Raw genomic sequence first — 11,951 nt, 5'->3', positions numbered from 1 at the left:
CATGCGAGTTTCGCATCGGCTTTGGTACAGCATAAGCCTTCTGACGAAGTCGCTTGATCGCACTGTATAAAGAATACTTTTTGATGCCGTTACATAAGCACCACTGTTCATCACTAAGACCGCTCTGGCGGCATTGAGTGACGAGTTTGTACCACTCATCAAGTGTTCTACGTTGTTCTTTGCTTGAATCTGACATAATAAACCTCCGGGATGTGACACCAAAGTGTTGTCTATTAGTCTTATACATAGACCACTTAAGTGACACCAAAATGTAGTTTATAGTTCAGATTCATTATGAAGGATTAACAGGCGGTTTTATATCCGTCGAAATATTTTGCGCTTACAGTGGAACCATATCTAAAAATTCCTTCCAATCATCCGCTGAATCATTTGGAATCTCAGTCAACAGATTCCACCCAATCAACAGGCCTACGGACTTAGCATATCGCAAGAACTTAATATTTTGTTCTGCGTCAACTCCCTTATTTACCAATCTTAATAGATTTGTCGAAAGAGCTTCAATTCCTACTTGTGTATAATTTACACCAGCCATTTTTAATTTCATTACATGCTTAAAATTCAGGTCTGCTCTTTGCTCATAAAATACAGATATGCCCGGGTAGTTCTTTTTTAGTGTAAATAACAACTTATTGAAATAATTTCTAGGCATCAATGTATCAACCATTTGTATCTGTTTCACATTAGGGTGAGATTCCAACATCTCTGTTAACTCAGACAATACCTTATCTTCTGTCTTATACCTATAATGCTTGTTCCAACCATTTACTCCACAAAAAGTGCACTTATGACGCTCTCCCCACCAGCATCCTCTACTACTTTCATATAAAAAAGCCGTTTCATCCTCTTTCAGTATTTGTAAAATATTCAATTGATTGTAATAATCATAATACGTATTTTTACCGCAATGTATTTCATTGAGGTCTGTTAAAAATTCCCCCCTAATCACGCCCCTTTCAGGCATTTTATCACTCCGAAAATCACTTAGAAATTCTCTCCAACTTCTTTCACTCTCTCCAGAAAAAATATAATCAACATTTGAGCATAACGTCTTAATGCCCTCTGCCATATCGCCATCACAAGCAGATCCTCCCATGGTACATATAATATCAGGCTTTACTGCTTTTATTCTATTAATAATGGATATGGCTGCATTCGTTTGTTGATGACCTGTGGTTACTCCAACTATTTTAAAATCATATCTAAGGATTTCATCAGTCAGCTCTTTAACCCATGTATTAGCTTTCTGAGCTATATCCCTGATTTCTTCAATTGATGATAATTCCAAGAAAACATCATTAAAGTTTTCATCATATCTCCCAAAAAAATTAACACCGAGCAATGGCATATTTTCATTAGCCGCATTAGCAAATATCCTTTCACCAAGCATAGTATGCATAGACATAAGAGCAATGCGAAATGAAATACAGCGATTGACAACGCTCCCCCTGTGGCATACAGATTATCATTGATACTCTATTCCGATCATTCATCGGAATAGAGTTTTGTTGTTTTTGCTTGTCTTCTGTTTAAGAAAATAAAAAGTACAACGATAACTACGCACATTACCTGCGTAGCTGTTATGACATGATAAAGATGCGCATATCTGAGAAAATCTAAAGCAATCTTAGCTATAGCATATATGCTCGAAGCAACCAGCGGATTAAAACGCTTTTTGAAATATAAAACAATGGAAAATGCAAAAAGAAGCAGAAAAACTGCAGACTCTAACTTTTGAATCGGAAATAGATTCCCCTTGTCGGTATGGACACGCATAAATCCGTTATACGGAAGCCCTTCGCAACATCCCGCGAAAGCACATCCTATTTTTGCCACTCCGTACATCAACGGAAGGGCTACCACAAAGGATTCAAAAAATACTTCTTTATATTTGGGAGTTATCCTTGTAAATATATATGCTCCCAAAAGCATACCCAGCGCGGCACCGCTACTGTTAAGCCTGATATATTGCCCTTTTGTAAGCACAAAATTCGTTAAGAGTGAAGTGCATAAACACATTATCAATTCCAGTACAGCGAACAAAAAGACAATCTTTTTGGGAACATTTCTTTTCTGTTGCAAATATGCTATCGTGAGCAGTCCAAAGAATAATGCAGAAGCTATCATTGTCTTATACATAAATGTTCCGTCTCCTTACGTTATTATGTCATCATTTTATTGCATATACACAATTCTTTCAAATGCCGATTGTGATATTGGCTATTTGTTATTCTTATGGCCATACAAATACGCACCAATGGCTGCAACACACGGAACGGTTGATATAATGCCAACAGAGCCTGCGATTGCTCTGATAAGCTCAACAGCCACAAAGTCTGTGTTTATTAACTGGATAAAAGATACTCCATAGGAATATATAAGGATCATCATATTAAGCGCGCCGCCGACATAGGCAAGTACAAGCGTATTGGCCATTGTGCCCATGGCGTCTCTTCCGATCTTCATTCCCGATCTAAAGAGTTCTGCAAAACCTGCTTTTTCATTTGCAAGTTTAATTTCTTCTACAGCGGATGAGATTGACATCGCTATATCCATAACCGCGCCCATTGCGGCGATAAGTATTCCGCTGATGAAAAGACCTGACATCTTAAGTTCACTTGTTGATTTCACCAAAAGAAGCGCCTCAGCCTCGTCTGTCTGGAATGTCGTGACACCGCCAATCTTTGCAGCTACAGCTCCTAGAATTGCAGCTATAAGCACTCCCGCAAGCGATCCAAGTGCCGCCGACACAGTCTTTTTACCAATCCCATCAATTAGCAAAAAGCATACCGCAGAAGTTACAAATACAACCGCGATTGTGACAGGAATCGCAGAAAATCCCTTATAAACAAGCGGAAGAAGCACAAACAGAATAACAAGCACAGTATAGACAAGTCCTATAAATGCTTTTAATCCCTGCTTTCCTCCCATAAGTACCAGCACGGCAAAAAAGACTACTACAAGCCCGATTGCAAGAGGAATTCGGTTGTAGTTATAAATGCTTACGGAATACGTGTGCTCTGCCGACGTATCGATTCTTACACTGACAGTATCGCCTTCCTTTACATTAACGTTATACAGGGCGCTGAAATAGTTTGTGACTTCACAGATATCACCTTTGTAGCGGCCCGTAAGGAGCTTAACCTTAAGCTCGCTGCTGCCCTTCTTTTGATTTTCAACACTTTCATCAACGACAGTATTGTCCTCTACTACAGAAAGAACTCTGGCAGTCTCATATTCAACTCCGGAGTTCTCTGTGATAGTGTATTTAGGCCTGTCCGCATTGGCATAGATAACTACGCCAATGCTTAAGGCTATGAATACAAAGACTGATACTGCTTTTATTATCAGCTCTTTTTTCATATTATTTTTTTCCAAATAAATGTCTTAATTTTGATAACAATCCCGCAAGTTTTCCACCTGATGCAGCGGCTGCACCTGCTGCGGCCGAAGCTCCTGCTGCAGCTCCCGCAGAAACGCCTGCTGCAATATGGCTTATCACAAAGATAACCAGCGCCACAGCACCAACCGCACTGGCTCCTATTGCCACAAACTTTTTAGGTATGTTGGGCAGCTCAGGTAGCTTGAACTTTTTCTTGCCGTTATCTTCCTGCTTATCCTGCTCTGCACCGTTATCGGTCTGAGAATCTGCAGTCTGTGCAGAATCCTTGTTATCCTCATTTTCGGTGCTGCTGTTGTCTACATCTGTAGACTTAGCCTCTGTGCTGTTATCAGAAGAATCCTTCTTGTTTGAATCAGTAGCCTTTTTATCGTTGCTCTTCTTATCCGTAGCTTTATTATCGGATTTCTTCTTTTTAGCTCCGAGTACAGAATTGTCTTTCTTTGTATTGTCTGATTTCTTTTTGCCATTTACGGAATCTGACTTTTTGTTATCTGTCTTCTTGTTATCCGTATTCTTATTGTCTTTTACGGAGTCAGACTTCTTATTATCGGTCTTTTTGTTGTCTGTTTTCTTGTTATCAACTTTCTTGTTGTCTTTTGCGGAATCAGACTTCTTGTTATCTGCTTTCTTGTTGTCATTTGCAGATTCAGACTTCTTATTGTCAGTCTTCTTATTGTCCGTTTTCTTGTTATCCTTCACAGCATCAGACTTCTTGTTATTGGTCTTTTTATTATCCGTTCCCTTGTTATCCTTTACTGCGTCAGACTTTTTATTATCGTCCTTCTTATTGTCTTTTCCCTTATTGTCCTTCACTGCGTCAGATTTCTTATCATCAGTCTTATCGCCCTTCTTTGCAGAATCAGCATCAGCCTTACCTGCAAGTACGATATCGTCGCAGTTACGAACTCTGAGAACAGGTACGGAAACATCGGATTTTCCTTCCGGATGCTTATAGAGCACTCCGGCTGCGGTAACTTTGGCGTCTTTCTTTACAAACTCGCCGACAGTATTTTTGCCCGTCTTAGCGGATCTTATATAACCATCGATAAAGATTGCTGCCTCGGCTCCCGATGCATCTTTTAACCAGAACTCTGCAACCGTTCCGTCGGCATTGTAATCAACTCTTGTAACATTACCTGTTGTCTTAAGGAGCTGTCCGCCAAGCTTATCGTAATCCATTGCAGTCTTGGTATCAACCGCCTTGGGTTCCCATACTTTGGGATCAGCTTTGAGCTCTTTTGCCGAAATAACCTTAAGTTCAAGGTCGCCCTGATACTGCGCAAGATAGCCAACGATGCGCATCTTGGTACCAATCTTAAGTCCCGGTGTTGCATAAGGGAATATATCCATTCCGCCGGTCTCATCCTGAATGTAGATGGTATCAAAGAATGTTGTATTCTGATTGTCCGTTCCGGATGTAACATAGCCTTCAACCGCGAAGACTTCGTTCATCTTGCCCTTTCTGGCTTTTGCAATAGTTGTAGTCTCAAGCTCAACCGTTGAGCCTTCAAGGATATTGTTTACGATTGTATGGTTTGCATACGGAAGTGAATCATTGTTGTCCATTTCAGCTTTTACTTCAAAGTCTGAGAGGAATACACCACCCGAAACAATGATCTGACCGCCTGCCTTTGTCTTCTGACGGGCAATAAATGTTACCTTTCCGTCATTATCAAGCTTTACGCCGCTGACTTTTCCGTTCGGAAGTTTACCACCTATAGATTTTCCCGCTCCGTCTTTGCAATCAACGGAATATGTGGTTTCAAATCCGTTTACGAGCCACTCTGCCTCATCAACGAAGTTTGTAGCCTTCGCATTTGAAATATCCACAGAACATCCCGAATACTGGCTATACTTCTGACCGTCCTTTATTCCGGCAAGAAGTGCGGATTCCTTGTTGAATACGGTAGGATACATTCTGAAAACCTGTCCGCCGTTATTCGTATCATCGCAAACTTCATCGGAGCCCATACGGATTGTTGCGCCGATTGCTTCAAGAATCTTATTCTGCTCGGTTGCAGTCTGACAGTCTGTGGTATCGGAATAATCAGCAAGTCCGCATACGATCACAGATCCGCCGCCTGCCACATATTCTTTTACCATCTTGATAAAGTCATCACTGTAATGTGAAACCCTGGAACTATCTTTGTTATTCTTTCCCGGAGCTGACAATACAAGTAACTTGCAGTCTTTTAACATATCGCTTGTGAAATTGTCCTTTACTACAGTTGCACGTATGTTTTTCTTAGCGCAAAGATTTATGAACGCATTCACATTTCCGGTGTAATAACCCGAAACGTAATCATTATAGTGAGTACCGTCAATGATCACATTTGAGACCATCTTGGGAACCGCGTAATTTACGGAAATCTTATCTTTGTATATCTTTTCTATTCCGTTAAGCAAAGCGGTAACGGTAACTTCATATGTCACCTGTCCTGCTTCATTGTAAACATAGCTTGTTTTATATGATGCGGTGCCGTTTGAAGCAACCTCTGTAACTTTTGCATCTGCACCCGATACTTTGCATACAGGTACTTTTTTACCATCAACGTCGCTAAGTTCGATCGCGATGTCCTTAATCTCAAGAGGTGTCTTTTCGTTGTTGTAAAGGTCAACGTTGATATCAAAAGGCTCACCTGCTACAGGAAGTACCGTATCGGTATATAAATTGTTGATTCCGCAAGCCTCAACCTTGCCTACCCACACGGGAGCAGTTACAGCAATGTCTTTGTCATTCTGAGAAATCTTGATAAAGTAGTACGAATATGCTGAAGGCACTGTAAATGATACTGTTGCCTCGCTCTTGTCAATGTTCTGAGATGCGATCACCTTACCGCCGTTTACAATTACTTCCACTTTGCCGATTGCAGAATCCGTAGGATCCTTTATGTCAGCTTTGAGCTCGACCGTATCACCTACCGCATCCTTATCAAGGATACTACCCATCACGTTGTTATCAAGCGTGTAGTAGATTGAAAGGTCATTGTCCTCAGTCGCATATATACGATAATTTCTCATTGCATCGTATATTGCTTCTTCGCTGTTGGTATCTGCAAGCATTACGGTACGTGCAGTGTTGGCATCGCCCCAAAGTCCCTTGTGGTTATCCTGGTTGTTTGTGGGAGCCACGTGCCAGCCCTTATCAAGAGCTCTGATGTAATACTCGTATGAAGGGAAGTAACCCGAAGATCCTATCGCACCCTCACCGTTACCAACCTCTATCATTGTAATGAGTGCATCGTTCTCTTCCGAGTAATATGCAAAATCCTGGAAATCACCGAAGGTGGTACCCGGGTGATTGAACTGGCTGATAGAATCAGGAGCAGTCCTAAGCGCTGCATAGTAATTATTGAGCGCTGTTGAATATGTTGAATAATCTTTCTGTGTACGGCTCTGGAATCCCTTTGTATTAAAGGTATTCATGTGTCCGAGTCCGTTTGACCATGTCATCTCATAGCCATACGCACAGGTAAATTTATCCGTTGAATACTTCTTTACAAGATTGTGCGCATAAGTCCACTCATCATTCTCGCTTGTATCAACATTTTCCGTGATCTTTGAATTCTTTTCATTATCAATTGAATTGGAGTGATCGGTAATGATGATGAAATCAAGGTTATTAACTTTTGATGCATGAGAAAGCGCATCCTCCAAAGATCCCGCACCGTCTGAAATGTTGGTATGTGCGTGAATCTGACCGAAGTATATGTTCTCTCTTTCATTTGTACGCTTAGTAAATTTAAGCGTTGAAACCGCGCTGTCGAGGCATCCCTCTTTTACAGCCTTGACCTGAATCTGAGAAGGGAGCTCTTTTAACTCGAACGGCTGTGTATATTCTATCCAGTCGCTATGAGCTTCTTCCTTCGCTGCTTCAGCAGGCTCCTGTCCTTCTTCCGCGTTCTGCTGTTCTACAGATTCAACAACGTTTTTCTCGATTTCTTCATCTGTCATGTATCTGTAGAAAATCTTTGCGTTTTCTGTCTTTGTAGACAATGTGATCTTCTGAGTTGCCGCTATTGCTCCGCCGTTTGGAGCTGCCTTTACTGTTGCAACCTGCGCCTGAGTGTACTGATAAACGCATGTAACACTGTCTTTTAACCCCTCTTTAACCGCACGGGCACGTATTATTGCAGGAAGCTCTGTAAGTGTGATCTGATTGCCGGCGTCATACTTAACTTCTTCCGCACCGTTTATCGAATAATAAATGTCCGCACCTTCGGTTCCTGTCAAAAGAGCTATCTTAGCGCCTTTTTCAATCTCACCGCTTGCAGGATCTGCGATAACATGGCCACAGATCTTGTCTGATACTACGGGATGTCCTGTTACTATAACGGTGTCGATTCTGTTTGCTCCGCCTTTTCCTGCGTCTTTATCGCCCTTTGCAGAAAGAGTTGTCGCAGGTACAAGTCTTACATATACTTTTTCTCTGTTATTTGCACCTTCGGGAATCTTAAAGCTAAATTCCACATAGTTGGTAGGTGCCACAGAAGTCTTGGCAATACCGTCAGAAATCTGCTTACTGTCACTTACTTCTGTAGGCTTGTCGTCTCTGTAAGAAGTATATTTGTATGAATATGAACCTTCACTGAAATTCTTAAAGCTTCCATCCTCACCTGTTGTAGAATACTGAAGCTGATAAGCTCCCACTGCCGTATTTGATGAACGCATACGGAAGCTGAGATTCATGTTTGCATATCCTTCTGTAGGGAATTCCATCTGGATGTAATCGGTATTGCTTATTACACCTGTAGAACCCATATAGTAGCTTGTAGAGCCTGTTGTGCTTGACTTTGCAGATGTGTAAGGCTGAACTTTTTCGCCATTAACAACAACACTGTACTTGGCGTTTTCATCAAGCATGTCATTGGTCGAATAAAGATCGCCGTTTATGACTTTCTTGTCCGCAATTCCCGCCTCATCGTAGTTGGCATTTCCTGCCCACTGCGCAACTATAAGTTCTGTGTTGGAATCACTCTCTGTCTTTTCAACCTTCTTGCCCTCTTCGAGTGCATAGAAATTAAATTCAAAAGCTGATGTATCTGATTTGATACCATAGCTTGTAAATGCGCCACCATAATACTCAAGCGCAACCTTAAACTCTCCGTTCTTTGCCTTGTCATTTACCAGAAGGAATTTGCCGTCTTCACCTGCTTTTTGCAAATTCCAGATGCTGTATTCCTCGGCTGAATCTGCAAGTTTAAGAGCGCAAGTTGTCTTTGCGGTTATGGCATTTTTTTCAACTGTTGCAGTCAGGTATTTTCCATCTTGAGTCTTAAGTGTGCACTTTCCGTTTTCATCTACGGAAACTTTAAGAACAAGCGCATCCTTACCCGAGATATCTATTGTTCCGTCTTCTGAAGGAGCCACGTTTTCGCTTGCGAATTTGCCTGTTTTGGCACCAAGAATTGTAGTTGCCTCTTTTGCTGTCATAAGTTTCTTATCAGCCGGATAGTATATGACAACAACGTCTCCGTCATAGAACTCTCTTGTAAGGAGCTTGCCCACTGTGTTTTCTGTGAACTTGCTTCCTTTTTTCACCGTATATGCAAAAGATACTTTCTCACTGTCACCATTGTTCTTGGTGGAATATGCATTAATCGTAGTATCCTCTGTTATCTTGATAGGCTCTTTATATTCAGAGAAATTCTTTGTATCGTTCGTATTAAAATAAATCTTTGCATCTGTCGTTGCGCATGAGAGCGTAATCTCAGTGCCGATTTCAACATTTTCACCGCTCTTTACAGACGCTGTAGGAGCAAGAATAACTTCAGGTGCTTTCTTATCGGTAAGCTTGTAGAAAGCAAGAGTCTGGTCTTTTATATTATCAGCAATGGTGCCGTCACTTTTCTTAGTATAAGCTCTGAAGTCAGTTCCGCTATATACTCCCAAATATCTTACAGCGTTTTTGGAATCTTCTGTGCAAAGATATCCGTCATCAATCTTCCACTTCGCACCGACATCGTTATCAGGCTTGGAGTCTGAAATTCTAACGCCGTTATTGGCTGCGTTTGTATATAAGTAATTGTTTCCTGAAGAAATTGTATAGTATTCTTCTACAGTTGAATTTTCTTTGTCAGTAGAACCGGAAGGTTCTTCCTTCTTTGTCCCTTCATCTGTTGGAATTGCATTCTTTGCTTTATCTGCGGGCTCTGTACCTGTTTTAGCCGCATTTTCAGTCGGTGTTACATCAGTTTTTCCAACACCGTCATTATTGTCGGCTGATAACTGCTCACTGCTTTTTGCCGGTTCATCGTTGTTTCCCTTCGAACCGGTTACAGTCTTTGTGCTGTTATCCACTATATTTGCAGGTTGCTCTTCGACAGCCTTTGTATTTGTGGCTTTAGGCTTATCGTTTCCATTATTTTCTGATTCGCCGTTATCAACATTAGAAACGTCCGAATCGATTACATCAGCCTTTGCATCAGAATTCTTTGACGTATTATCTTCCGCTTTACCAGCATCCGGCTCGGCACCAGTTTCTTCCATATCCTTGGACTTTACTTCAATAGTCTTTTGAGTAATATTCCAAGCATATCCATCGTCTTCGCCTTCAGGAATGCTGAGCATATCGCCGACAACATTGGCAAGCTTTGCCTTGGGACCGCCATCTGTAGTCTTTGCATTTGGAAGCACGTATGTACCTTTATCGCTAGTCATTGTAATTGCTATGGAATCACCCGCCGATATCTCATTAAATTCGACTTTAGTCCATAAATGATTGGTTTTCGCCGAGTTATCCGCTGCATAGGACGCAATGGAAAGATCGGACACACCAACAGATAGTGCCATGTAGACAGACAGCACTAAAGAAAGCGCTTTGCGACCCGCTTTTCTCATTTCTTTTTCCTCCAACAAAAAATTCCCCTGGTTATTAATTCATCCCCTACTTATAAGCCAATCGCACAACGACAGACTACCATTTATGACACTGCCCGTCAACGTGTTTATTTCCCGATAATTTCCGCATTTATTTTCATTTTCAGATGGCAAAAAAAGCTCATTTTACCAGCATTTTTTTCGCCGACTCAGTTACAGCCAATCCTCCCTTTCCCGTCTCTTTGACATCTGCAGGCATCTCATTTCCGATTCGTCTCATGCTGTCTATGACATCATCGGGCGAAATAGCGCTCTTTATCCCTGCAAGAGCAAGCTGTGCGGACGCAGCCGCATTTACAGCTCCGTGAGAGTTTCTTTTTATACAGGGAACTTCCACAAGTCCTCCCACAGGATCACAGGTAAGCCCCAGCATATTCTTAAGAGAAAGCGCGGCTGCATTTGCAATGGCTTCATTATCACCGCCTTGCAGGTACACAAGCGCCCCCGATGCCATCGCCGAAGCCGTTCCGATCTCAGCCTGGCATCCGCCATAAGCTCCCGAAATACTCGCGTTTTCACCGATAACTTTGCCGATTCCCGCCGCTACATAGAGAGCGTGAATCAGTTTTTCTTTTGTCACGTCAAAATAATCTTTATAGCTTAGAAGCACAGCCGGCACAACTCCGCACGATCCCGCTGTCGGAGCGGCAACTATACGTCTCATGCATGCATTGGATTCGCCCATCTTGATTGCGCGCTCCATGACTTTTCCAAGAAAATCTCCGCATATGTTTTTCCCCGAAAGATTATATTCTTCCAGTAGCTTTCCATCACCGCCGCTCATTTTGCTCTGCGACCTCAGATTACCGTCGTACTTTGAATCGGCGTCCTCCATTGCTTCAAGCATCTGCTCCATTGTCCGCATGGATTCCTCCATACTTACGCACCTGCTCTCCATATCAGTTTCAAGGACAATTTCCCAGAATTCTTTATCTTTCTCTTTTGCCTGGCTTAATATATCTTCAATAGATTTATACATAACAATCTCCTTACGCGCCTTCAAAATATGTCACTTTCAGAACTCCCTCTATCTTGGTGAGCCACTTTAAGCCGTCATCGGGAATTTTCTGATCGCACTCAACGACCATAACAGCCCTTCCGCCTCTAAACGAACGGTAAAGCTGCATCGTTGCTATATTTACAAGCTTATGCGACAGCATTGATGTTACTTCGGACACATGCCCGGGCTGATCGAGGTTATGAACGATAAGCGTCGGATATTCACCCGAAAAGTTCGTATCTATGCCGTCTATCTGTGCAATGTTGATCTTACCACCGCCTATTGACTGTGCAACGATGTCTATAGATGCGCCGTCCACACCGTGAAGCACAAGCTCTACAGAATTGGGATGCGCATCAACAAGTCTGGCTTCGCCGAATGTTATCTTTATATTTTTCTCTTTTGCAATATTAAAGCTCTCCGAAATCTGGTAATCATCCGGCCTCATTCCAAGAAGTCCCGCAACAAGCGCCTTATCAGTACCATGGCCTTTTCCGGTATCTTTGAACGAACCGTATAGCAATATCTCTGCCTCTTTAATCTCCTCGCCAAGAAGCTTCCTCGCAACATACCCTATTCGCACCGCTCCCGCTGTGTGCGAACTTGAAGGTCCGACCATAACGGGACCTATAATGTCAAAAATCTCCATAA

7 protein-coding genes are annotated in these 11,951 nt (G+C 42.1%); all 7 read right to left on the bottom strand.

The features are described 5' to 3' along the window. Window positions 1-196: IS66 family insertion sequence element accessory protein TnpA (gene tnpA, locus BM398_RS16005; protein ID WP_442857308.1), on the bottom strand; the 196-nt coding region annotated here is incomplete at its 3' end. A gap of 144 nt (window positions 197-340) precedes the next feature. Beyond that, window positions 341-1,423, bottom strand: a complete 1,083-nt coding sequence (locus BM398_RS16000; protein ID WP_092339183.1) for a RiPP maturation radical SAM C-methyltransferase — start codon at window positions 1,421-1,423, stop codon at window positions 341-343. An 80-nt stretch (window positions 1,424-1,503) separates the two neighbouring features. Next, window positions 1,504-2,157, bottom strand: a complete 654-nt coding sequence (locus BM398_RS15995; protein ID WP_074463460.1) for a prolipoprotein diacylglyceryl transferase family protein — start codon at window positions 2,155-2,157, stop codon at window positions 1,504-1,506. A gap of 81 nt (window positions 2,158-2,238) precedes the next feature. Continuing rightward, complete coding sequence (locus BM398_RS15990) at window positions 2,239-3,381, bottom strand: YibE/F family protein (RefSeq protein WP_092339181.1); 1,143 nt, start codon at window positions 3,379-3,381, stop codon at window positions 2,239-2,241. 1 nt (window position 3,382) lies between these two features. Then, window positions 3,383-10,261 carry a CehA/McbA family metallohydrolase gene (locus BM398_RS15985; RefSeq protein WP_092339179.1) on the bottom strand — a complete coding sequence of 2,293 codons (6,879 nt, stop codon included), beginning with the start codon at window positions 10,259-10,261 and terminating at the stop codon, window positions 3,383-3,385. Window positions 10,262-10,421: 160 nt separating this feature from the next. After that, on the bottom strand, window positions 10,422-11,279 hold the full coding sequence (sdaAA, locus tag BM398_RS15980) for an L-serine ammonia-lyase, iron-sulfur-dependent, subunit alpha (RefSeq protein ID WP_092339177.1): 858 nt from the start codon (window positions 11,277-11,279) through the stop codon (window positions 10,422-10,424). Between the two features lie 10 nt (window positions 11,280-11,289). Next, entirely contained in the window at window positions 11,290-11,949 is a 660-nt protein-coding gene (sdaAB, locus tag BM398_RS15975) for an L-serine ammonia-lyase, iron-sulfur-dependent subunit beta (protein ID WP_092339175.1), read from the bottom strand. Window positions 11,950-11,951: the final 2 nt, after the last annotated feature.

The sequence above is a fragment of the Butyrivibrio sp. M55 genome, assembly GCF_900116865.1.
GTDB lineage: Bacteria > Bacillota > Clostridia > Lachnospirales > Lachnospiraceae > Butyrivibrio.
This window is presented reverse-complemented; position numbering and strand designations above follow the sequence as displayed.

Excerpts from the sequence above, each read along its gene's own strand:
- BM398_RS16000 (WP_092339183.1), bottom strand. The coding sequence starts at position 1,423 with ATGTCTATGCATACTATGCTTGGTGAAAGGATATTTGCTAATGCGGCT.
- sdaAB (WP_092339175.1), bottom strand. The coding sequence starts at position 11,949 with ATGGAGATTTTTGACATTATAGGTCCCGTTATGGTCGGACCTTCAAGT.
- BM398_RS15990 (WP_092339181.1), bottom strand. The coding sequence starts at position 3,381 with ATGAAAAAAGAGCTGATAATAAAAGCAGTATCAGTCTTTGTATTCATA.
- BM398_RS15995 (WP_074463460.1), bottom strand. The coding sequence starts at position 2,157 with ATGTATAAGACAATGATAGCTTCTGCATTATTCTTTGGACTGCTCACG.
- BM398_RS15985 (WP_092339179.1), bottom strand. The coding sequence starts at position 10,261 with ATGAGAAAAGCGGGTCGCAAAGCGCTTTCTTTAGTGCTGTCTGTCTAC.
- sdaAA (WP_092339177.1), bottom strand. The coding sequence starts at position 11,279 with ATGTATAAATCTATTGAAGATATATTAAGCCAGGCAAAAGAGAAAGAT.